The 23,710-nt window shown below is 46.3% G+C and carries 25 protein-coding genes; 24 read left to right on the top strand and 1 reads right to left on the bottom strand.

Going from position 1 to position 23,710, the window contains the following annotated elements; translation table 11 throughout:
* The first annotated feature begins 1 nt into the window (after position 1).
* The 24 genes from ymfI (at position 2) to ABTV53_RS10875 (ending at position 23,051) form a co-directional block, all read left to right on the top strand.
* Complete coding sequence (gene ymfI, locus ABTV53_RS10760) at positions 2 to 772, top strand: elongation factor P 5-aminopentanone reductase (protein WP_433752837.1); 771 nt, start codon at positions 2 to 4, stop codon at positions 770 to 772.
* Between the two features lie 162 nt (positions 773 to 934).
* Positions 935 to 1,198 carry a DUF3243 domain-containing protein gene (locus ABTV53_RS10765; RefSeq protein ID WP_017689119.1) on the top strand — a complete coding sequence of 88 codons (264 nt, stop codon included), beginning with the start codon at positions 935 to 937 and terminating at the stop codon, positions 1,196 to 1,198.
* 197 nt (positions 1,199 to 1,395) lie between these two features.
* Positions 1,396 to 2,163, top strand: coding sequence for a DUF3388 domain-containing protein (locus ABTV53_RS10770; protein WP_053783847.1), 768 nt, complete (start codon positions 1,396 to 1,398; stop codon positions 2,161 to 2,163).
* A gap of 66 nt (positions 2,164 to 2,229) precedes the next feature.
* Entirely contained in the window at positions 2,230 to 3,270 is a 1,041-nt protein-coding gene (locus tag ABTV53_RS10775; RefSeq protein WP_433752839.1) for a RodZ domain-containing protein, read from the top strand.
* Positions 3,271 to 3,343: 73 nt separating this feature from the next.
* Entirely contained in the window at positions 3,344 to 3,508 is a 165-nt protein-coding gene (locus tag ABTV53_RS10780) for a hypothetical protein (RefSeq protein WP_164764158.1), read from the top strand.
* Between the two features lie 153 nt (positions 3,509 to 3,661).
* Entirely contained in the window at positions 3,662 to 4,153 is a 492-nt protein-coding gene (locus tag ABTV53_RS10785; protein ID WP_017689115.1) for a YajQ family cyclic di-GMP-binding protein, read from the top strand.
* A 320-nt stretch (positions 4,154 to 4,473) separates the two neighbouring features.
* The gene (gene pgsA, locus ABTV53_RS10790) at positions 4,474 to 5,061 is read left to right on the top strand and encodes a CDP-diacylglycerol--glycerol-3-phosphate 3-phosphatidyltransferase (RefSeq protein WP_433752841.1); all 588 of its coding nucleotides are present in this window, start codon (positions 4,474 to 4,476) and stop codon (positions 5,059 to 5,061) included.
* Between the two features lie 104 nt (positions 5,062 to 5,165).
* Positions 5,166 to 6,422, top strand: coding sequence for a competence/damage-inducible protein A (locus ABTV53_RS10795; RefSeq protein ID WP_433752843.1), 1,257 nt, complete (start codon positions 5,166 to 5,168; stop codon positions 6,420 to 6,422).
* Positions 6,423 to 6,665: 243 nt separating this feature from the next.
* Positions 6,666 to 7,730 carry a recombinase RecA gene (gene recA, locus ABTV53_RS10800; RefSeq protein ID WP_053783851.1) on the top strand — a complete coding sequence of 355 codons (1,065 nt, stop codon included), beginning with the start codon at positions 6,666 to 6,668 and terminating at the stop codon, positions 7,728 to 7,730.
* Positions 7,731 to 8,008: 278 nt separating this feature from the next.
* The gene (locus tag ABTV53_RS10805) at positions 8,009 to 8,746 is read left to right on the top strand and encodes a regulatory protein RecX (protein ID WP_433752845.1); all 738 of its coding nucleotides are present in this window, start codon (positions 8,009 to 8,011) and stop codon (positions 8,744 to 8,746) included.
* 310 nt (positions 8,747 to 9,056) lie between these two features.
* Complete coding sequence (rny, locus tag ABTV53_RS10810) at positions 9,057 to 10,598, top strand: ribonuclease Y (protein ID WP_433752847.1); 1,542 nt, start codon at positions 9,057 to 9,059, stop codon at positions 10,596 to 10,598.
* Between the two features lie 154 nt (positions 10,599 to 10,752).
* The gene (locus tag ABTV53_RS10815; RefSeq protein WP_433752848.1) at positions 10,753 to 11,547 is read left to right on the top strand and encodes a TIGR00282 family metallophosphoesterase; all 795 of its coding nucleotides are present in this window, start codon (positions 10,753 to 10,755) and stop codon (positions 11,545 to 11,547) included.
* A 117-nt stretch (positions 11,548 to 11,664) separates the two neighbouring features.
* Positions 11,665 to 11,925, top strand: coding sequence for a stage V sporulation protein S (locus ABTV53_RS10820; protein ID WP_007430104.1), 261 nt, complete (start codon positions 11,665 to 11,667; stop codon positions 11,923 to 11,925).
* A gap of 90 nt (positions 11,926 to 12,015) precedes the next feature.
* Positions 12,016 to 13,017, top strand: a complete 1,002-nt coding sequence (locus ABTV53_RS10825; protein ID WP_433752849.1) for a dipeptidase — start codon at positions 12,016 to 12,018, stop codon at positions 13,015 to 13,017.
* Between the two features lie 194 nt (positions 13,018 to 13,211).
* On the top strand, positions 13,212 to 13,784 hold the full coding sequence (pduL, locus tag ABTV53_RS10830; RefSeq protein WP_017689107.1) for a phosphate propanoyltransferase: 573 nt from the start codon (positions 13,212 to 13,214) through the stop codon (positions 13,782 to 13,784).
* Positions 13,785 to 14,095: 311 nt separating this feature from the next.
* Positions 14,096 to 15,652, top strand: coding sequence for a tRNA (N6-isopentenyl adenosine(37)-C2)-methylthiotransferase MiaB (gene miaB, locus ABTV53_RS10835; protein ID WP_433752851.1), 1,557 nt, complete (start codon positions 14,096 to 14,098; stop codon positions 15,650 to 15,652).
* A gap of 304 nt (positions 15,653 to 15,956) precedes the next feature.
* A complete protein-coding gene (locus ABTV53_RS10840) occupies positions 15,957 to 16,370 on the top strand; it encodes a RicAFT regulatory complex protein RicA family protein (RefSeq protein WP_197997748.1) in 414 nt (137 codons plus the stop codon).
* A 326-nt stretch (positions 16,371 to 16,696) separates the two neighbouring features.
* A complete protein-coding gene (locus ABTV53_RS10845) occupies positions 16,697 to 17,101 on the top strand; it encodes a PaaI family thioesterase (protein WP_036609249.1) in 405 nt (134 codons plus the stop codon).
* A gap of 78 nt (positions 17,102 to 17,179) precedes the next feature.
* Complete coding sequence (locus ABTV53_RS10850) at positions 17,180 to 17,983, top strand: NUDIX domain-containing protein (RefSeq protein ID WP_433752853.1); 804 nt, start codon at positions 17,180 to 17,182, stop codon at positions 17,981 to 17,983.
* Between the two features lie 67 nt (positions 17,984 to 18,050).
* The gene (locus tag ABTV53_RS10855) at positions 18,051 to 18,608 is read left to right on the top strand and encodes a cysteine hydrolase family protein (RefSeq protein ID WP_036609245.1); all 558 of its coding nucleotides are present in this window, start codon (positions 18,051 to 18,053) and stop codon (positions 18,606 to 18,608) included.
* Positions 18,609 to 18,802: 194 nt separating this feature from the next.
* Complete coding sequence (locus ABTV53_RS10860; RefSeq protein WP_091017227.1) at positions 18,803 to 20,257, top strand: nicotinate phosphoribosyltransferase; 1,455 nt, start codon at positions 18,803 to 18,805, stop codon at positions 20,255 to 20,257.
* Between the two features lie 417 nt (positions 20,258 to 20,674).
* On the top strand, positions 20,675 to 21,328 hold the full coding sequence (locus ABTV53_RS10865) for a hypothetical protein (protein ID WP_433752855.1): 654 nt from the start codon (positions 20,675 to 20,677) through the stop codon (positions 21,326 to 21,328).
* A gap of 80 nt (positions 21,329 to 21,408) precedes the next feature.
* A complete protein-coding gene (locus ABTV53_RS10870; protein ID WP_433752857.1) occupies positions 21,409 to 22,428 on the top strand; it encodes an acrylyl-CoA reductase family protein in 1,020 nt (339 codons plus the stop codon).
* A gap of 74 nt (positions 22,429 to 22,502) precedes the next feature.
* Complete coding sequence (locus ABTV53_RS10875) at positions 22,503 to 23,051, top strand: hypothetical protein (RefSeq protein WP_433752858.1); 549 nt, start codon at positions 22,503 to 22,505, stop codon at positions 23,049 to 23,051.
* Positions 23,052 to 23,118: 67 nt separating this feature from the next.
* Here ABTV53_RS10875 and ABTV53_RS10880 read toward each other — a convergent pair whose 3' ends face one another.
* Entirely contained in the window at positions 23,119 to 23,637 is a 519-nt protein-coding gene (locus ABTV53_RS10880; protein ID WP_433752859.1) for a MogA/MoaB family molybdenum cofactor biosynthesis protein, read from the bottom strand.
* Positions 23,638 to 23,710: the final 73 nt, after the last annotated feature.

Here is a 23,710-nt window from a genome sequence, read left to right on the forward strand (position 1 = left end):
TATGGAGAGGGGAACAGGACAATTGAAGGCAATCGGGGAAATGACTGTACTGGTAACCGGCGCAAGCGGTGGCATTGGAGCGGCTATCGCAGAACGCTTCGCCAGAGTGGGAATGAATGTTGTTATACACTATATGAAATCGCATGAAGCAGCGAATGAAGCTGCCAGACAGTGCATGGAACAGGGCAGTGGAAAAATCATGACCGTGTCTGCGGATCTTCGCAGCCGGGAACAGATTGAGCGCATGCGTGAGAAGCTCGAGTCGCATAATCTCATGCCAGATATCCTTGTGAACAATGCAGGAATCTCGCACTATGGGATGTTGTCTGATGTTACAGAGGAGATCTGGGATGAAGTGATGGCGATTAACCTCAAAGGCACGTTTATGTGTACTCAGGAAATGATGCCTCACATGATCTCCCAAAGGTACGGCCGAATCATTAATGTATCGTCGATCTGGGGACTGTCTGGTGCTTCTTGTGAGGTGCTGTATTCCACAACCAAGGGTGGGGTGAATGCATTCACCAAAGCGCTTGCGAAAGAACTCGCACCTTCAGGAGTAACCGTAAATGCGGTTGCTCCTGGCGCTGTTCAGACATCCATGCTGAACCATCTGGATCAGAGTGAACTGAAAATGCTGGAAGAGGAAATTCCGGCAGGAAGACTTGCTCAACCTGATGAAATATCATCACTGGTTTATTTTCTGGCCCTCCCTGAATCGGGTTATATCAATGGGCAGATCATCAGTCCAAATGGCGGTTGGTTAACGTAAAAAAGCCAAGAAACTTGACTGGCTGTGAACGAAACAGGTGAAGGTTGCTGAGAAGCGACCTCTTCCGGATTATTTTCAAACTGCTCGTATATAAAATGTCTCGAAAGCACATATTACAACTGTTGATTTTAAATCTCATGCGTCATCTAAGGAGGATTTATCATGTCAACAGAAAAAACAGTGCTCTCCAGTTTTGACACATGGAAGAAGTTCCTGGGTGACCGCGTACTGCAAGCAGAGAAGATGGGGATGAGTGAAGAAACCATCAACAAACTTGCGTATGAAATCGGCGACTTCCTTGATGAGAAAGTTGATCCGGCGAACCATTCCAACCGGGCATTGAAAGAGTTATGGGATGTTGGCGATGCAGATGAGCGTCGTACGATTGCGTGCCTGATGGTCAAATTGGCCAAACAAAACGCATAAGATTACAGATGAAGAGCTCCCGCAAGGGGGCTTTTCTCTAATGATTACAAACGGATTACAGAGCTGTTCTTGTAATTCATTTTCATTTTATATATCATTAACGTGACCCATTTTTAGAAGATGTCTCAGATTGTTGTCCAGTGGACACGTTCTGTTGCTGTCGAATAATGTGGAATAATGCATTACGGGGTGTTGAAATGGAATCTAAACAATGGTACATGGAATATAAAATACATAAGAACAGACCCGGTTTGTTAGGCGATATTGCTTCTATGCTGGGGATGCTTGAAGTGAATATATTGACCATTAACGGTGTTGAAGGCAAAACTCGAGGCATGCTGCTTGAATCGGATGATGATGAAAAAATCCGTTTGCTTGGTGAAATGCTTGGCAAAGTAAACAGCATTACCGTATCGGCTTTGCGTCAACCTAAATTGGTGGATATTCTGGCCGTGCGTCATGGCAGATACATTGACCGTGACTCGGATGATCGCAAGACATTTCGTTTCACACGAGATGAACTTGGGTTACTTGTGGACTTTTTGGGTGAAGTATTTAAGAGGGAAGGCAATCAGGTCATTGGTTTGCGCGGAATGCCTCGTGTTGGCAAAACGGAGTCCATTATTGCGGGCAGCGTATGTGCAATGAAGCGATGGACGTTTGTTTCCTCCACACTTCTTCGTCAGACCATAAGGAGCCAACTCTCTGAGGACGAATTGAACCCAAATAATGTGTTCATTATCGACGGTATTGTTAGCACGATTCGCTCCAGTGAGCGGCATTACAACCTGTTGCAGGATATTATGACCATGCCTAGCACCAAAGTTATCGAACATCCGGATATTTTTGTACAGGAATCGGAATATGATTTTAATGATTTTGATATTATTATTGAACTTCGCAACAATCCGAATGAAGAAATTATTTATGATACGTTTACGGCTAGCTACACCGATGAATTGTAAGTAACCGTACGGAATCATGGAATAGATTAGCAACAACTCAAGAGATAAACATAAGGAGGAGATGGCATGTCTGAACTGGGTCAGCAGTTAAGGGAGGCCCGGCTGCAAAAAGGGATGAGTCTTGACGATGTACAGGAAATGACAAAAATTCGCAAGAGGTATCTGGAGGCCATAGAAGCAGGAGACTATAAAGTGCTACCGGGCAGCTTCTATGTGCGTGCTTTCATCAAAACCTATGCGGAGACTGTGGGACTGAACCCTGATGAGTTGCTGGAGGGACACAAAAAAGACGTACCCGCAGAAGAGACGGAAGCAACGATGGAACCGGTGATTCAGAAGCGTTCCAGCCGTCCGGTTGAGCGTAGTAATCGGTGGATGTCTGTCGCGTTGATGTGGACATTCCCTGTTTTGATCGTAGTACTGTTGTATGTATACGTGGTGTATAACAAGGGTGATGAATCAGATAATCCGGGGCTTGATCAAGTCAAAATTACAGACAGTCAACAACAGCCTGAGGATAAACCGGATCAACCTGCCGACAACGGACAGGCATCTAATCCGCCCGCGACAGATTCAGGTACTGACGTTACTGGTGAGGGCGACGCTGGCGGTAACGGTGGCGGTACAGATACGGAAGGACAGACGGACGGTCAAACTGATGGTCAAACGGACGGACAGACCGGAGAAAATCAAGAAGAACCAGCAGACAATTCACCGTCTGCTGTAACAGTTGCAGAAGATGGGAAATCAGGTAATATTACGAACTTCAAAGTTAACGGAAGTGCAGGGCAACCTGTAACGGTTACGATTAAAGCCACAGGTCATAGCTGGCTGGAAGTTTATAAGGGCGAGAACTCCAGCGGAGAGAAGTTGGAGTATGGTAATACAGCCGACGGTGACAGCTATACCTTTGAGCTGGATAGTGCAGGCATGTATATTAAGTCCGGTTACGCTGCAGCGACCACGATTGAGGTTGGCGGGCAAGTTGTAACGGATGGCAAGGCAACCAATCGGATCCGTTTGAAGCTTGGTGAAGACAGTAGTAATACTACTTCTTCCACAGGTGTTGAAAATGGATCAACGGACGGTACCACTGGTAGCGAATAACCGGGTCAACTGCAGGAGACAATAATCGTGTCTTAACTTGCAGTTAACTTTTGATGAAGTGAGGTGGATGGCTGTGACAGTCAGCTGGATCGTAACGGGTTTAGGGATCATTGTCAGCCTCCTGGGTTATTACCTGACTCCAAGTGCTTGGGGTTACGGAATATTGGGTTTTGGACTTGCACATGTGGTTTTGGGTGTGCTCGATATGTTCAGACAGCCCAACCGCAGTCGCTATTAGTTGGATGCTGGACCATCAAGCATTTTTGGCAACCACCTCAAGTGGAAGCCAAAAATGCTTTTTCTTTGTGTAAAACAGCTTGAAATTAGACTTTTGCTTAAGGTATCCTCTATAATGTTACAGAACATACGATTAACTGAAAGGGTGACTGGTTTGAGTTCAGAAAATTCATTTGATATCGTGTCCAAAATGGACTTGCAAGAATTGACAAATGCCGTTACACAAACCGAGAAGGAAATTGGCACTCGTTATGACTTCAAGGGCAGCAAGAGCAGCCTGAAACTCGATAAAGATGCGTTAACGATCGTATCTGATGATGAGACCAAACTCAAGGCTGTCATTGACGTGCTGCAATCCAAAATGGCGAAGCGTGGTCTACCACTGAAAAACATTGATTACGCAAAGGTAGAGCCAGCATCTTCTGGTACAGTCCGCCAGCGTTTGAATTTTAAACAGGGGATTGATCAGGACATCGCCAAGAAAATCAATATCCTTATTCGGGATTCCAAGATGAAGGTGAAGAGTCAGATTCAGGGAGACCAACTCCGGGTAACTGGTAAGAGTAAAAATGATTTGCAAGCAGTCATGCAGTTGCTAAATGGTGCTAATCTGCCTCTGGATTTGCAATATACAAATTTCAAGTAATATAGCCTTTTTGTAGCAAAAGTGTTTTTTGACACGGTATCGGGCGTATATTATACTAAATGTGCATTGCTGGCAGTCATGCATCAAGTCCAGTCCTCATCGTTTGCTGACTTTGTGAAAAGCAGTACATCTTCTGGAAGTCACCGGAACGTTTAAAGCGGTTTTGCTTTTGAGCGGTTGACTTTATTTTTTGCGTTTTTACATAGTGGGATCATGTTAATATGGATTGACATTGAAACTGTACATTTCATGTTCCGGATGATGATAACGGGATTATGATGATTGTTTGGAGTAATGGAGGATATGAGGGAGGGCGTCTTGTGAATTTACCCAACCGGATTACGCTTGCACGAATTTGCTTAATCCCTTTTTTGATGGTGTTCCTGCTCGTGGATTTTCCATTTTATCCAGAGCCCTTGCAGCTTGGAAGCTTTTTGCTTCCGTATAATCAACTGATTGCTGCTGTTATTTTTATCATCGCCGCAAGCACAGATGGAATTGACGGATACCTTGCGCGGAAAAATAACATGGTTACCAATCTGGGAAAACTGCTCGATCCACTCGCAGACAAGCTGCTGGTTACTGCAGTTTTGATCTCGCTTGTGGAGATGGGCAAGCTGGATTCCTGGATTGCAGTTGTTATTATTAGTCGTGAATTCGCAGTTACCGGCTTGCGTCAAATTGCATTGCTGGATGGTTCGGTTGTTGCCGCTAGTGCTTGGGGCAAGCTGAAGACTGTAGTGCAGATTGTGGCGATTGTGCTGTTGCTGTTGAACAATTTCCCGTTCTCATACACGGGTATTCACGTCGATATTATTGCGGTATGGGCAGCAGCGCTTATTACCATCTGGTCGGGTATCGATTACTTTATCAAAAACAAAAACCTGCTTCATTTAACAAAAGCATAATGGTTTGTTCTTAAATGGGTAATCATGAAGGAAGCATTGGGTCAGGGGCAATAGGAAATTATCCTATTGCCCTTTGATCACTCACCATGTCAGGAGGATGCTCAATGAAGGCAGAAATCATTGCAGTTGGCACAGAGCTACTGCTTGGACAAATCGTCAATACCAATGCCAGATACCTATCCCGTGAATTGGCTGCGATGGGGATCGATGTATATTTCCAAACGGTGGTTGGGGATAACCTGGACCGCCTTAGTGAAGCTATTCGTATTGCGCAGGGCCGTGCAGACGTTATTTTATTTTCCGGTGGCATCGGACCTACCCAAGATGATCTGACCAAGGATGCGCTCGCAGCTGTTCTTAACCGAAAACTGCATACAGATCGAATGGCTATGGACAAAATTGAGAGCTTTTTCAGAGATCGTAATGTGGACATGACAGAGAATAACCGACGTCAGGCGATTGTTATTGATGGTGGCACACCTCTGGCCAATGAAACGGGCCTTGCGGCAGGAAATGCCATTTCTGATAATGATAAACATTATGTTGTGATGCCTGGACCACCTAAAGAGTTGATTCCAATGTTTGAACAGGAAGTCAAGCCTTGGCTGTTCCAGCATGTACTCACAGAAGAAATGCCGATCTATTCCCGAATGCTGAAATTCGCAGGTATTGGTGAATCTGCTCTGGAAGATCGACTGTTGGATCTGATTGACGCGCAGACAGACCCTACGATTGCTCCTTACGCGAGCGAAGGCGAAGTTACGGTACGTGTCTCTACTAAGGCTGCAAGTGAGGGAGAGGCGAAGCTGAAGCTGGATGCGATGGAGGTTCAGATTCGGGAGCGTTTGACAGAACATCTCTACGCGAACGAGGATGTGCCTATAGAGTATACGATTGTAACCATGATGTCTGATATGGGGCTGACGCTTAGCGCTGCTGAGAGCTGTACAGGAGGGCTTGTCATGCAAAGTCTGACTTCTGTACCGGGAAGTGCCTCAATGCTCAAAGGTGGAATTGTGTGTTATTCCAATGAAATTAAAGAAAAGCTGCTGAATGTGCCTCATGATTATCTGGAAGGTGAAGATGCGCCTGGGGCGGTAAGTCCTGAGGTTGCAAAAGTGCTTGCTGAGCAGATCCGCATGATTGGTGACGCTGATTTTGGCTTGGCTGTTACTGGTGTAGCTGGACCGGGATATTCGGAACGCAAGCCACCCGGACTTGTCTTCATCGCTCTTGCTGAACGTGGAAAAGAGACGGAAATTCATGAACTGCGTATTAATGGTAATCGCGAGACGGTTCGCATTCGTTCAGCCAAAGCGATTCTCTATCGCTTATGGCAAAAACTTGTGGCGATGGATTGATTCGTTAATCGCTTTGATTGCATTTACAGTTCCAAGCAAGTATAATTAAGGAAGACGGAAGAACCGTAGAATTAGGCTTTACAGCCTTGTTTACGGTTCTTTTTTCTGTTTAATGGAAAGTTTCTTTGAGGAAGAGGCGCCTCGGCCTTCACAAAAAAAACGAATGTATGTTCGAAAAAAAGCTTGGCAAACGTGTTAAAACAAGGTATCATTATCTTATAAACAGTAAAGGGTGTGAGCTTATTGTCAGACCGTCGTGCCGCGCTTGATATGGCGCTCCGTCAAATAGAGAAGCAATTTGGTAAAGGATCCATCATGAAACTGGGTGAGTCCACTCATATGAATGTGGAAATTATTCCCAGTGGTTCCTTGGCTTTGGATATTGCATTAGGAACAGGCGGCTTGCCTAAAGGCCGTATTGTTGAAATATATGGACCTGAATCTTCAGGTAAAACAACTGTCGCATTGCATGCGATTGCTGAAGTACAACGTGTTGGTGGACAAGCAGCATTTATCGATGCCGAGCATGCTCTTGATCCTCAATATGCAAGCAAATTGGGCGTTAACATTGATGAATTGCTTCTATCTCAGCCAGATACGGGTGAGCAAGGGCTGGAAATTGCAGAAGCTCTTGTACGCAGTGGTGCAGTAGATATCGTCGTTATTGACTCTGTAGCTGCCTTGGTTCCAAAAGCAGAGATTGAAGGCGAAATGGGTGATTCACACGTTGGTTTGCAAGCGCGTTTGATGTCTCAGGCGTTACGTAAATTGTCTGGTGCAATCAGCAAATCCAAAACAATCGCAATCTTCATTAACCAGCTTCGTGAGAAAGTCGGCGTTATGTTTGGTAACCCGGAAACAACACCTGGTGGTCGTGCTCTGAAGTTTTATTCTACGGTGCGTCTGGATGTGCGTCGTATTGAGAGTATCAAATCAGGCAATGACATGATTGGTAACCGTACTCGTATTAAAGTTGTGAAAAACAAAGTGGCACCTCCGTTTAAACAAGCGGAAGTGGATATCATGTACGGTGAGGGTATCTCCAGAGAAGGCAGTATCATCGACATTGGTACAGAGCTGGATATCGTTAATAAAAGTGGTGCATGGTACTCCTACGAAGGCGAGCGTTTAGGACAGGGCCGTGAGAACGCAAAACAGTTCATGAAAGAGCATAAAGACATTGCTGAAATCATTGAACAAAAAATTCGTGTAGCTAGTAACTTGACTACCGCAGTTCCTGCGCCAACTAGTGAAGAGCAACAAAAAGAAGCAGCAGAAGAACAAGAATTGTTTGAAATCAACGAGTAATCTCTCAAATCCTCCCTTGTAGGGAGGACCTGAGGGTGTTCCCCACTGGACTCCGTAAACTTATCTGATTGAGCTTGGATCAATCTGGATATTGGATTGAAGTGAGGGTACTTATGCTGTCTAACAGCCCCTGTCCCAATGGACAGGGGCTGTTAGTACGCTAACTGTGCAGATAAAGGCCGGGCTGAGTCCCGGCCTTTTGTATTAGTGTTCTCTGTCTTATGTGAAGATGTGCTTGGCGTAGTCAGAATGAAAATGTTATGAAAGGGGAGACCTGAATGGATCAACATGACGAGGATTTATATGAAGAAGCAGAAAAGGATGGCCTATCCCAATTTCCGGACAACGAAGAACTTATTATTACACGTGTAGAACGAACGAAAAGCAGGCAAGCTCGTTATCGAATCACTTTTGGCATCCACTCCATTACGGTTCTTGAAGATGTGATGATTAAATACAGGATGACTCAAGGCAATACCTTTATGAAAAAGGATTTGGAAGAAATCATTGTAGCTGATGAGCGACAGCGGACGTATGCACAGTCTCTGCGTTTTTTGGAGCATAAGCCACGTACGCGCCATGAATTAAGTCAGAAACTTCGTCAGAAGGAGTTTGCTGCACCGTTAATTGAAGAGACGCTGGATCGACTTGAGCGGGAGAAGTTAGTGGATGACGATCTATTTGCGAAGGAATGGACAAGACAGCGTATGGAGGGCAAGCGGAAGGGAAAACTGTGGATAAGGCAAGAGCTGCGTCAAAAGGGGATTGCCAATGATCTCATTGCTGAAGCACTGGAAGGTGTCAGTACGGATGCGGAATTTGAGACTGCTTTGAGTGCCGGACGCAAAAAATGGAATCAGGTCAAAGGAGACGTCAAAGAGAAGAAAAATAAAACGCTTCCCTTCCTGATGAGACGTGGTTTTTCAATGGATATGGTGCGCCGGGTCGTGAATTGTTTAATTGAAGAAGATGAGGCTGTAGACGCTGAAGATGACGAAGCGTTGTTATGGGATTAGCAGACCAGAGTCTCTATACTGCATTCTCTTGACAATTTCTTTCGTCAAATACTAAAATGGACATGAGTCTGTAAGAAATGGACAACCCTTTTTCCTTCCAAAAAAGCGGTTTCGGTTTCTTAAGATTTATACCATTCTTAATTATGGGTTCGCTGGAAACAGTGAATAGTACGTGGAAACATGTACATGTGAAATGAAAATCGGCGGGGGATCGCCGTGAGTATTCGTTATTCCCAAACATATGTAAGGTTTGAAAACTGCAAATTAACCCAAGGAATGCCTTGGAGGAACCAACGAGGAGGTGAACAGTATGGAACCTGCAATCACGATCGCTCTCGTTGTGGCCGCGCTAATCATTGGGTTCGGAGTAGGATATTTTATTCGCAAATCTCTTGCAGAGGCTAAAATCTCTAGTGCGGAACAAGCTGCCGTACAAATCGTGGAGAACGCGAAGAAAGAGGCAGAGGCACTGAAGAAAGAAACGGTGCTGGAAGCGAAGGATGAAATCCATCGCATTCGTGCTGAAGCTGAAAAAGACACTCGTGAACGTCGGAATGAAATTCAACGACAAGAAAGACGATTGTTGCAAAAAGAAGAGTCGCTGGATAAAAAATTGGAATCACTCGAACGTAAAGAAGAGCAAGTGGCTAACAAAGAGAAACGAATTGATGAGACTCAGCAGCAGATCGAAATGATTTACAAAAACCAGGTGACAGAGTTGGAACGTATATCCAACCTCACCATGGAAGACGCACGCAGTATCATACTGTCCAACGTAGAACAGGAAGTTCGTCATGAGACGGCTCAAATGATCAAGGACATTGAACAACAAGCGAAGGAAGAAGCGGACAAAAAGTCCCGCGAGATTATTACACTTGCCATCCAACGCTGTGCGGCTGACCACGTAGCGGAAACAACGGTTTCTGTTGTTACCCTGCCAAATGAAGAAATGAAAGGCCGGATTATCGGTCGTGAAGGACGTAACATCCGTGCGCTTGAAACCCTTACAGGGATTGACCTCATTATCGATGATACGCCAGAAGCTGTTATTCTGTCGGGCTTTGACCCGATTCGCCGTGAGATCGCCCGTACTGCCCTGGAGAAACTGGTGGCTGATGGACGTATTCACCCGGCACGGATTGAAGAGATGGTTGAGAAGTCCCGCAAAGAAGTGGATGAGCGCATCCGTGAATACGGTGAGCAAGCTACCTTTGAAGTGGGCGTGCATGGTCTGCATCCGGATCTGATCAAAATTTTGGGCCGGTTGAAGTTCCGTACAAGTTACGGTCAAAACGTCTTGAAACATTCCATGGAAGTCGCTTATCTGGCTGGATTGATGGCTGGCGAACTCGGAGAAGACGTAACTCTGGCAAGACGTGCAGGTCTATTGCATGACATCGGTAAAGCGCTGGATCACGAAGTGGAAGGATCACACGTCGAAATTGGCGTGGAACTGGCGAAGAAATACAAAGAACATCCGGTTGTAATCAACAGTATCGCGTCCCATCACGGAGATTGCGAAGCGACTTCGGTCATTGCCATGTTGGTTGGCGCAGCAGATGCGCTCTCCGCAGCAAGACCAGGCGCACGCCGCGAAACGCTGGAAACGTATATCAAACGACTGGAGAAGCTGGAAGAAATCTCAGAATCCTTCGAAGGTGTCGAGAAATCGTACGCCATTCAGGCCGGACGCGAAGTTCGCGTTATGGTACAGCCTGAGAAGATCGATGATGCTGAAGCCTTCCGCTTAGCCCGCGACATCACGAAGATGATTGAGAATGAACTCGACTATCCGGGTCACATCAAAGTCACCGTCATCCGGGAAACCCGTGCGGTTGAATACGCAAAATAGAGCATTACGGAAAAGTGGCCGCAGTAGTGGGCCACTTTTCCTGTTGATAGCCTGTTAGAAGGCAACAACACATCATGGAGCATGAGATAGAGTCCTGCAAAGGTTCAACATGTGAAGTAAAAGGACTTTGCAGGAATTGAGGAGGCAGTAATCAATGAAAGTTTTGTTTATTGGTGACATTGTAGGCAACGTGGGACGTAAGGCATTAAAGGAAAATTTACCGTACCTGAAATCGAAGTATAAGCCACATGTAGTGATTGTGAATGGTGAAAATGCGGCAGCAGGTCGCGGCATTACCGGAGCAATTGCAAATGAGTTTTTCAACTGGGGTGTACATGGTATTACACTTGGTAATCATACCTGGGACAATAAGGATATTTTTGATTTTATAGATGATGAGCCCCGCATGATTCGTCCAGCGAACTTTCCACCAGGCACACCAGGACGAGGATATACGGTTGTCAAAGGCGAAGGGAAAGAGCTGGCCATTGTCAATCTGCAAGGGAGAACGTTCCTGCCTGCTCTGGATTGCCCATTCCGTGTAGCTGATGAAATTGTAGATGAGCTGCGCCAAGATTATAAATGTATTCTGGTCGATATGCATGCTGAAGCGACGTCGGAGAAGATTGCCATGGGATGGCATCTGGATGGACGTGCGTCTGTCGTTGTAGGTACACATACACATGTACAGAGTAACGATGATCGGATTTTGCCTGGAGGAACAGCTTACCTGACGGATGCGGGCATGGTAGGGCCGCGTGACGGCATATTGGGCATGGAGCGTGAGGCCGTGCTGCGCAAGTTCTACACCCAGCTCCCCGTACGTTTCGTTGTGGATGATGGCAAATGGCATTTCCATGGTGTGTTTGTTGAAATTGATGAAGCTACAGGTGCGGCAACACGCATCGAAAAAATTCGTCTGATGGAGGACGAGTGGCGCATGGAATAGGGGTATTGTCCCATTTTGCAGGGAAACCCGTCTAAAAAGAAGGAATTTTTTTGCCTCCCGCGAATAACATCTAGTAAGTGGAAACAAACTTTCAACATTCCCAGGGAGGTACTTACCATGGATGTATTAAAAGTTTCAGCAAAGTCCAATCCTAATTCTGTAGCCGGCGCTCTTGCAGGGGTTCTTCGTGAACGTGGAAATGCTGAACTGCAGGCAATTGGAGCGGGAGCACTGAACCAAGCCATTAAAGCGGTAGCGATAGCCCGGGGATTTGTAGCACCAAGCGGAGTTGACCTGATTTGTATTCCAGCTTTTACAGACATTGTGATCGACGGCGAGGACCGAACGGCCATTAAGCTGATTGTGGAGCCCAGATAATACATGGACTATGCATTGAACCTGTTTACGATGGATGTAGACAGGTTTTTTTGCGTTTTCTTTGCAATAAAATATGGAGGAGGGTTTAAGATGTCCATGTCTGATTGGCGTGTAGCTGACTTTCACTGTGATGCACTGAGCAAAATTTTGATGCAGCCTGCTCTTTCATTCCAAGATGCTCCACAACTGGATGTGAACTTGGAACGTTTGAAAAAGGGGAATGTAGGGTTACAGGCGTTCGCCATCTATTTACCCGAAGTGCTTGGCAGAGGCAAGTTTGAACATGTGATGGGGCAGTTGGAGATTTATCGTAGACGTGTAGAGATAAGTAAGGAGCGGCCTGGCGGCACACAGACGTTGTTATGGCGTGAACAGGTGGCTCAGGTGGGGCAAACAGAGGGGCCGTGGGGATTAATCACACTGGAGGGTGTGGATGGCCTGGAGGGCAACCTGTTCTATCTGGAATTATGTTATCAGATGGGCGTTCGTATTATTGGACTAACGTGGAATTATGCCAACTGGGCGGCTGACGGAGTCATGGAGAAGCGCGGAGCAGGTCTGACGGAGAAGGGGAAGGAACTGGTGCGCCAGTGTAATGAAATCGGAATGCTGCTCGACGTGTCACATCTGACGGAGAAAGGGTTCTGGGAACTGGCTGACTTAAGCAAGCGTCCTTTTATCGCCTCCCACTCCAACAGTTATAGCATATGTCCCCATGTGCGTAATCTGAAAGATGATCAGATTCAGGCCATCATTGCCCGGGAAGGGCGGATCGGACTGACGTTTGTACCCTGGTTTGTTAAAAAGGAGGGGGAAGTGCTTATAGAAGATCTGTTGCCTCATATCGAGCAGATCTGTTCTTTGGGCGGTCAGCATCACCTGGTGATGGGGTCTGATTTTGATGGGATTTCAACGTATATTCAGAGACTTGAACATTCAGGACATTACCCGAGACTGACAGAAATCTTACTCAAGCATTATGATGAACATTTAGTGCGCGGCTGGTTGTGGGGGAATGCGATGAGTTATCTGGGGGAACACTTGCCAGAGAGCAATCCGAAGATGCAGATGAAGGGGAATTCCATGAAATAGTGAACTGGTGTATGCATTGAACGGGTTGAATTGAAACTTGTTTTCCAAATAAAGGAGTGGAATGATGCTGAAATAAGTGTATTTCATGAATTTTCACCAGTTCGTTTTCATTTCACTCCAAAAAGGGGTATAATACCATTGGATTGTTAAGAGCCTGAGAACAGGCCATAGATAAACAAGGAGTGAAATTTACAATGAGTAAAACAGTACCTGTGGGCGTATCTGCCCGTCACATTCATGTATCCCAAGAGCACGTTGAAATTTTGTTTGGCAAAGGTTATGAACTGACTGAATTTAAACCTCTGTCCCAGCCTGGCCAATACGCTGCTAACGAAACTGTAGCGGTCATTGGTTCGAAAGGACAGTTTGATAAAGTGCGTATCCTTGGACCTGTTCGCCCTGAAACGCAACTGGAGATCTCCATGACAGATTCATTTGCGATTGGTGTTAAAGCACCTGTACGTGAATCTGGAAGCATTGAAGGTACACCAGGAATCACGATTAAAGGTCCTGCTGGCGAAGTAACGATCGATAAAGGTGTTATCGTTGCTGCTCGTCACATTCACTTCCATACTTCTGATGCTGCTAAATGGGGTATCGAGGACAAACAAATGCTGAAAGTTCGTCTCGGCGGAGATCGCGGTCTGGTACTGGAAAATGTACTGGCTCGTGTATCCGATTCTTTTGCACTGGACATGCATATTGATACGGATGAAGCTAACGCTGCTGGCGCTCGTAATGGCGACACTGCTGAAATCATCGATTAATTACATGTAATAGCTTCAGCCGCCAATTAGGCGGTCTGAATAACATATAAACCTGAGCACAGTCAACAGGGGAAGGTTAATTCCAGCCCTGATGGCAAGGCTCAGGTTTTTGTATTTTCTGAGTGTTCTTCTGAGCATGGCATGATTCGGATTAGACGAAGGGACATGCGCTTTGGATGTGGAACTACAGCCCAATTCATGCTATAATTTGCTGTAATGCTCTTTTAATGTTCCAAGCAAGAAATTCACGTGGAACAAGGATGAATGAACGATTTTTTATTACTAGAGGCTGTAAGGAGTGACCGAAGGAAATGGCTAAAGACTCAAAAAAGGATTACTCCCAATATTTTGATTTCTCCGATGCCAAAGTAATTTCGCAAGATGAATTCAGCAAAAAGATAAGAATCCGGGGCCGTGAGATTAACATCAAATCGGAACCCAATCATCGTCAGGAGAAACAGCGGGGTAAGGAAGACGTCCAGGTGCTTTACGAAAATGCCGTTCCCGATGAACTGAAAAACATAGGGAAAGACAAACACTATATTGTATATACGTATGGATGTCAGATGAACGAGCATGACTCGGAGACCATCAAAGGATTGCTTGAGTCTATGGGTTATCAGGCCACAGAGGATCGCAAAGAGGCTGATATCATTCTGCTCAATACTTGTGCCATACGGGAAAATGCGGAAGATAAAGTATTCGGTGAGCTGGGTCACCTGAAAACGCTAAAACTCGAACGTCCGGGATTGTTACTTGGCGTATGTGGGTGTATGTCCCAAGAAGAAGGCGTAGTCAATCGAATCATGCAGAAGCATGGATTTGTGGATATGATCTTTGGTACACATAACGTGCATCGACTGCCGCATCTAATCCAGGAAGCGCTGTTCAGCAAAGAAATGGTTGTTGAGGTATGGTCCAAGGAAGGCGACATTATTGAGAACCTGCCGAAGAAACGTGAGGGTATGCGCGGCTGGGTGAACATTATGTATGGCTGCGACAAGTTCTGTACATATTGCATCGTTCCGTTTACACGGGGCAAAGAACGCAGCCGTCGTCCTGAAGATGTCATTGCCGAAGTTCGGGATTTGGCACGACAAGGATTTAAGGAGATCACGCTGCTTGGTCAAAATGTGAATGCGTACGGCAAGGACTTCACCGACCTGAACTACAGCTTTGGTGACTTGATGGATGCCATTCGCCAAATTGATATTCCGCGTGTACGGTTTACAACCAGTCACCCACGTGACTTCGATGACCACTTGATTGAAGTGCTGGCCAAGGGCGGAAACCTGGTGGAGCACATTCATCTTCCAGTGCAGTCTGGCAGTTCGGAAGTACTCAAGCGTATGAGCCGCAAGTATAGCCGGGAACACTATCTGAAACTGGCTGACAAAATTAAAAAGGCCATCCCTGATGTTGTGTTGACAACGGATATTATTGTTGGTTTTCCGGGGGAAACGGAAGAACAATTTGAAGATACACTTTCCCTTGTCCGTGAAGTAGGGTATGATTTTGCCTATACCTTTATTTATTCCCCACGGGAAGGTACACCAGCTGCGGTGATGGAAGACAACGTGCCGATGGAAGTGAAGAAGGAACGTTTGAAGCGCTTGAACGAAACAATCAACGAATACAGCCACCGAAGCAATGAAGAACAACGTGGCAAAGTTGTTGAAGTGCTCGTTGAAGGTGAGAGCAAACGGAATTCCCAAGTTCTGGCAGGACGTACGCGCAGCAACAAGCTGGTGCATTTTGAAGGACCCAAAGAGTTGATCGGTACTTTCGTACAAGTGGAAATCACCGATCCGATGACTTTTTATATTCGGGGCAACCTGCTCTCCGAGCCGGTAGCTGCCAATCAGTAATACACACACCAATAAGATGAGAATTTTGGGGTTCAATATCAGGTTCGGACATTCGCGCAAGTAGCGGAGGGGACGGAATCGGTCTGTAGAAGCGAAGCGTTCGCCTTTGTCTCCGGATTTTAACTATGAACAAGTGTAATCAGAAAAATCCGGAGACAACAGCGATCAAAAGAACGATCCGTACCCGCAGCGGTCATGGAGCAGACGTTTGAACTCATTTGAGCCCAGGTTCTCATCTTATATCATCTCATAGAATGGAGCGATTTCAGTGGCGCAGGAAGAAGTGCAGTACAACCATTATGGAATGCCAACCTACGATACGCGCAATCTGGTCATACGCGACGACATTATGGGAAAAGCCAAAGAATTGGCTGATATGCTCGGAACGAGTGAGGAAGTTAGACAGTTTCAACAGGCTGAAACCAAAATTCGGGATCATGAGCGCATCCAGCAGTTGATTGCAACGATCAAGAAAAAACAAAAAGAGATTGTTGCTTTTGAAAGCTTCAAAAATGTGGAGATGGTCAGCAAAATTGAACAGGAAATTGAAGACCTGCAAAGCGAGCTGGACAGTATTCCATTGGTTACGGAATTTCAGCAGAGCCAGAGCGACATCAACTACTTGCTTCAACTCGTGATCTCCGTAATCCGGGATACAGTTTCTGAAAAAGTAAACGTGGAGGCTGGAACGGATTCACCTCCGACCAGTTGCGGTTAAATGACGGAAGGGTGCGGACGCTGTCCGCGCCTTTTTTGACGATTATAGAATTATAAGTTTTCAGCGTAGCTAAAGGATTCGATAATCGCAAGAAAAGCAACTGCTGAACCACGAATGTGGCATCATCGATAGGGCTTCGATCAGAAGCTTTTCTTACATTGCATAACCGTTAACGTGGAGTGGCTATCGCCAAGTACTCGGAATATAATTCCAAACAAAGCTCCACGCTGTGGGGTTATTTTGTGTGGCGCAACTGATTTTTAATGATAAAGGCACATGACATCAAGAGAGCTATATACGTACAGTGAATAAAGGAGAAATGAATAATGAGCATTTTGGACAAAATGGTGGAAGACGGAGACGGACGATTCTGGGGATTTCTCGGCTGTCGTTACATTAAAGGAGACGGTAAAGAAGTACAGATCGCGTTGACAGCAGGCGAACATCATACGAACTCCATGGGGATCATTCATGGGGGTGTATTGACTTCACTGATGGACCAGGCCATGGGTATGGTTGCAACAGCAGCAATGGAAGTGGACGGCTGTGTGACAACGAATCTGAACGTACATTTTCTCGCACCAATGAAACAAGGGGAATTAACGGTGACAGCTACCGTACTGCATCAAGCAGGACGCAGTGTGACGACTCAATCAGAGGTTCGTGATGCATCGGGCACGTTGGGATGTATGGCTACGGCGACATTCCGCATAGCACGCCCTAGAACGTAACGAACGAATCCTGCGGTTGACAAAAGATATTATTATGTCATAATGAAATTATCAAAATGAAAATAGTCGGTGGTGCCCATGAGCGAAAACTACGAACACTTTAATGCAGAGAGCGACGAACAAGCAGCACGTGCTTATAGTTCCAAAAAATATCGTACCCCCGATGGTGTTCCTGCGGATATCGTTATGTTCACCTTGACGAAGCGGGAGCGTAAGACGGTGACGAAGACACTTCCCATTCGGGAACTGAAAGTGATGCTGATTAAGCGCAAAGGCTGGCCTTTTGCAGGCAGATGGGCATTACCCGGTGGATTTTGTCAGGAAAATGAATCCATCTATGGTGCAGCTAAGCGTGAGCTGATGGAAGAGACAGGTGTAGACGGTGGACATCTGGAGTACTTGAATGTATACAGTCAGCCGGGTCGTGACCCGAGGGGCTGGATTATCTCTCACGCATTTTTCGCGCTTGTGGAAGATTGGATGCTGGATCAACGCCAAGCCGCAGATGATGCTGAGGATGTTGGATTGTTCACGATTCAGGAGGCGCTGCAAGAACTGGAGCTGGCCTTTGATCACAGAACAATCATCGAAGATGCTTATCGACGTATCCAACAGCAGATGCTGGAAACGACGATTGCTCGTCAGTTCCTGCCACGTGATTTTACATTAAGTGAATTATATCAGGTTATTCAAAGTGTTGTACCGGATTTTGAAGAACCAAACTTCATACGCAAGATTACGTCTACTCGCAGCCGTAAAGGCATTGTGGAAGAAGTAAGAGATGAAGAGGGAAACCTCGTGAGTTCCAACCAGTACTCGCAGCGTCCGGCGCAGTTATATCGTTTTACAGAACTCGTACCACGCCTGTCCATCTATACGTAATAAGGTGTAGATGTGTCAATCTGATTGAATCAAGATCAACCATTTCTGGGCTAAGGGAGTGTTGACGATGAAAGCACTGATTGTCATTGATTTTACGAAGGATTTTGTGACAGGTTCTTTGCCAGTAGGTCAGCCGGCAGTAGAGATTGAAGAGACGATTGCAGCTGTAACCGAGGCCTATTGTAAGAACAAACATGAGGTAATCATGGCTGTGGATCTGCACGAAGAAAATGATCCGTATCACCCGGAAACTGTACTTTTCCCACCTCATAACATCAGAAATACGGAGGGAAGACAGTTATATGGTCGTCTTGCCCAAGTGATGGAAGAACGGAAAACAGATATACAATGGATGGATAAGACGAGATATAGTGCATTCTGTGGGACCGACCTGGAACTCAGACTGCGTGCACGTGGTATTACGGATATTGCACTGATTGGGGTATGTACGGATATTTGCATATTGCATACCGCAGTGGATGCTTACAATAAAGGTTTTCATATTACGGTATATGAAGATGCCGTTGCCAGCTTTAATCCGGCAGGGCATGAGTGGGCACTTGGACATTTTCGTTCCAGCCTTGGTGCTTCGGTGGTTAAGGCGAGCGAGACAGTCTTGGCTTAATTTACTCCATAGTCATGTTTGGTTGACCTCATGTTAGGAACCGGATGAATGTGGTGAATGGTGTATAGAGTTTTTTACGGGAGACTTGTTTGTTTAATACGGATGAACAGAATCATGAATAAGTCTCCTTATGTTAACCCGTGTTTACAGATCAAATCTGGGGACACGAGCGGAAGTCAGAGAGGATGAGACAAATGCAGACAACTAGCCTGGCTTTACATACGGATAAATATCAGATCAATATGATGTACGCCCATTGGGTGAATGGTACTCATAAGCGGAAGGCGGTATTTGAAGCCTATTTCCGTAAGCTTCCTTTTGGCAACGGATATGCGGTATTTGCCGGATTGGAACGCATTGTGAACTATATCAGCCAGCTTCGGTTCACGATGGACGACATCAAATTTTTATCCAAACAAGAGGAAAATTACGATCCGGTCTTTCTGGAAGAGTTGCTCCAGTTTTCATTTCAGGGGACGATTCATTCCATGAAGGAGGGTGCAATTGTTTTCCCTGACGAACCGCTCATTCGGGTAGAAGGCTCCATTATGGAGACTCAATTGGTGGAGACGGCGATACTTAACTTCATGAATTATCAGACGTTGATTGCAACCAAGGCTTCGCGGATCAAACAGGTAGCGCAGCAGGATACGTTGCTCGAATTCGGCACACGGCGTGCACAGGAAGCGGATGCTGCCATCTGGGGCGCACGTGCTTCGTATGTGGCAGGTTTTCATGCAACGTCTAATATGCTGGCCGGAGAACGCTTCGGAATCCCAACAGCAGGTACACATGCCCATTCCTGGGTACAGAGCTTTATGAGCGAGCAGGAGGCGTTTGACGTGTATGCCAAAGTGTTGCCTGATCAGGTTACGCTGCTGGTCGATACCTTTGACACCTTGAACAGTGGAGTACCTCATGCCATCAAGACAGCCAAGAAGTTGGAGAGCCAGGGTAAAAAGATGAATGCCATTCGTCTCGACAGTGGTGACCTTGCGTACTTGTCGATTCAGGCACGTCAGATGTTGGATGAGGCTGGCCTGGATTATGTGAAAATTGTTGCATCCAATGATCTGGATGAAAATACGATTTTCAACCTGAAGGCACAAGGAGCACGGATTGATACATGGGGTGTTGGTACACAGTTGATTACCGCGTCTGACCAGCCATCTTTGGGTGGAGTGTACAAATTGGTGGAGCGTGAAGTGGACGGTGCCATGCTGCCTACGATCAAAATTTCTGCCAATCCTGAAAAGGTGTCCACGCCAGGTAAAAAGGAAGTGTTCCGGATCATTGATCCGAAACATGGCAAAGCGATAGCAGATTATATCTGCTATCCAGATGAAGAGCAGCCGCTACAGGGCGGACCGCTCAAGCTGTTCAACCCGCTACACCCTTACCTGAAAAAAACCGTTACCCGCTACGAAGCGGTCAATATGCTGGAGCCGATCTTTGTGAATGGACGCAAAGTATATGAGCTGCCTAATTTGGATGAGATTCGGGCGTACCACCGGGAACAGATGAATCTCTTCTGGCCTGAATACCAGCGGAAGCTCAACCCGGAGATCTACCGTGTGAACATCAGCCCTGCAGCATGGAATATGAAGCAGAAGCTCATTGCGGAACATGTGAAATCCACAGAGGAATGATCTAAACTCAAGAATGACAATGAGGCATAACCAGGTAAGAATACTGGCTTATGCCTTTTTGATGATCATGGAATGTATACGTGTTTAGCGAAGCTTGAACGATTCGATGATCGCAAGCAAAATTTCAGCTAAACGCGGTCTGTCTTCAGAAAGTATGTCGATAGACATTTTTTATATGATCCGATGACATGGACCCGTATGTAAGAAATCTCATGGACAGACTGCCAAGGTAGCAGGCTATACTGAAAATGGTCATGCGCAATATAAGAAGTTATTCTGGAGAACACACTTTTTGAACACGTGTATAAAGGGGCAACGCAGTAATTATTTCTCGGGAAAGCGCAGGAGACGCCAAATTCTGCATCTATTGATTCAATCCCGCAGCTGTAGGGGATGAAAGTAAGAGGAGGTGCAGACATGAGATGGATACTAGGACTGGTCTGGATCGCTTTTATTGCCTATGCATTGTTGTTGGCACCGGGACAGTCACCAGGAAGTGATCCGATATTCAAAGAACTGATCACAATGCAAAGCCAAGAGCCTTGGTTACTTACTGTGTTTTCGTGGTTAGGTATTTTCCCGGCCGTGTATGCTTGTATGCTGTTAAGAACATCTGTGAAAGAACGAGGTGGACGTGTACCGGCTTGGCCTTTTGTCTTGCTTTCTTTTGGATTAGGTGCTTTTGCGCTGCTTCCCTACTATGCATGGTCATCATCCGCATATGGTTCTTCGGGCTACGCAAGCTTGCATTTTGGTCGTCACCGGGACTCGGGAATTGGACGGGTAGCTGCCCACAAGTTGACGCATGTAGTCCTTCTGCTGTTGGCGCTGGGGGCAGCATTCTATGCTGTGACGCAGGGGGATCCGGATGTATATATGGACGCGTTCAGGCAATCTTCCTTTGTACATATCATGACCATTGATTTTGTACTGTTGACCTTGCTTTCCATGATTGCGATATACAGGGATGCCAAAGGCAGTAGACGTTCACCAGCTTGGGCCGCGGCAGGAATTATCCCTATCGTGGGTCCGCTAATCTATCTGTTGACGCTCAGGAGAGACAGAGCTTGATCATTAGGTTAAGCCTGAATGCGAACAATTCATGTGTTTAATGGAAAAATATACAAAATCGGAAGAGGAAGTGGCTATCAATGAAAAATCAATTTAACGCATATGTTGTCCGTAAAGAAGAACAGGGCGGAGTGAAAGCTGCTATAGAGCAACTGAAGAAGGAAGATCTGCCAAACGGAGATGTAACGGTACAGGTGCAGTATTCCAGTGTCAATTATAAAGACGGACTCGCGACTCTTGAAAAGGGTGGTGTCGTTCGTGAATACCCGATGGTACCGGGAATTGATCTGGCCGGAACGGTAGAGGAGTCGGTAAGTGGACGTTTTGCACCAGGAGATCGGGTGATCAGTACAGGGTTCGAACCGGGTGTATCTCATTACGGAGGGTACAGCGAGTATGCGCGTCTGCGCAGTGAATGGCTGGTGCCGCTGCCACCGGGTCTCAGTGAGAAGGAAGCTATGGCGATTGGAACCGCAGGATTCACGGCTGCACTTTCGGTAGATGCGCTTCTACAAGCTGGAGTTACACCGGAGATGGGCAAGGTTCTGGTCACGGGTGCAACGGGTGGCGTTGGAAGTATGGCAGTTGCGATTCTGGCGAAACTTGGCTTTGAAGTAACAGCCAGCACAGGCAAGAAGGATCAGGAGGAGTCATTGCTCCGAAACTTGGGTGCCTCAGAGGTGATTACTCGTGAAGAAGCTGATGCTCCAGCCAAAGGAGCCATGGGGAAACAGCTATGGGCGGGCGTTGTTGATCCAACAGGAGGACCAGCTCTCGCGGAGCGATTGAAACAGATTCAATACGGAGGTGCGTTAGCGGTATCCGGGTTAACAGGCGGCACAGCTTTTGAATCTACGGTACTCCCGTTTATTTTGCGTGGTATCCAGCTTATTGGTATAGACTCTGTATTTTGCCCAATGGAACGTCGGGAACGGCTGTGGGAACTGCTTGGCGGAGAATGGAAACCGGAGCGCGCGCTGGAACTGGGAATCCGGGAAATTTCCTTGGATCAGTTGCCTCATACGCTGGAGACGATACTCCAAGGTGGTGCAGTAGGTCGGACTGTGGTCAATACAATATCAGATCTGCCATCCGCATAAGATTCTATGTCCTTAGACATGCTAATTCTACCTGAATGGGTCACAGTATACGTGGCTGGAAAGGAAGGATTGGCATGTGGTTTGGTAGAAAAGGGCGAAATATAGTTCGAAGAACAATGAAGTCGGTACTTGTAAGTGGAGTGCTGATCACGAGTGTCTGGTCCCTGGTGGCTTGTTCGGCATCATCCATTGAGCAGGAGCGGAAGGTTTACACCCGCGAAGCGACAGATGAAGGAAATATGCGAGCACAGAGTCAGGGACACGGATTAAACGGTGAATTGGTGAGTGAGATCAGTAAGAGTTTTGAAGCCAAAGGCATTCAGCTGATGAATAATATGTTTGAAGATGATGGCCATGGTGGGATCTCTTATATGTACTTGTTAAATGGAAGTGGCAGGCACATCGTAAAAGTCCATATTTTCAGTGATGCAGCAACCCGGGCTGCCAGCATGAGACAAATGTATAGTGAGAATCGTGATGAGGCTGTCTTGGAGAATGCGCTTGGCCGGACAACGATTCGAAGCAAAGGATACGTCTCACTTGTTTATACAGCTTCGGGTGGGGAAAAGGACAAGTATGAACAGGATGTGTTGCAGGTGTTCCAACATGTGCTGGGCAACTAAGGTAAGTACAGCGAGATCCCCTTCGTACTTTACAGCTGAAAATAAACCCAAAAACCCGTCTGATCTTTCAGACGGGTTTATATATTTCACGCATCACATGCCGCAGCTCGGGCAAGATGAGTTTTTCCATGGCCAATTTGACAGCTCCTTTGGAGCCTGGCATGGAGAATACGGCTGTGCGTCCAATCGTTCCAGCGACAGCTCTGCTCAGGATCGCAGCGGAACCGATATCTTCAGTGTAACTGAGAAAACGGAAGATCTCACCAAAACCCGGAAGTTCCTTGTCGAGTAGTGAGGATACTGCTTCGTAAGTTGTATCTCGGGGTGCAATTCCTGTTCCACCGCTAAGCAGCACAGCTTCAATATCATCACGAACGGCTGCATCTTGCAGGATGCTTCGAATGTTCTCTGTTTCATCAGGTGTAATGATGTATTCAACAATCTGGTAACCCGCTTCACTCAGAAGATGATGCATGAGCTGGCCACTGGTATCAGTGTCTTTAGTTCGCGTGTCAGACACTGTAACAATCATGCACGATACCGTGTTCGGAGCTTCCTGGCGATGTTGTTCCACTGAATTAGTCATGAAACTTCCTCCTTCAATCCACATGTCCTCCATAGCATAGACCATCTGTTAACATCAGGCAATGTACTGCTGA

Origin of the sequence: Paenibacillus amylolyticus, from assembly GCF_050990605.1 — a bacterium.
GTDB classification, from domain to species: Bacteria; Bacillota; Bacilli; order Paenibacillales; family Paenibacillaceae; genus Paenibacillus; species Paenibacillus amylolyticus_H.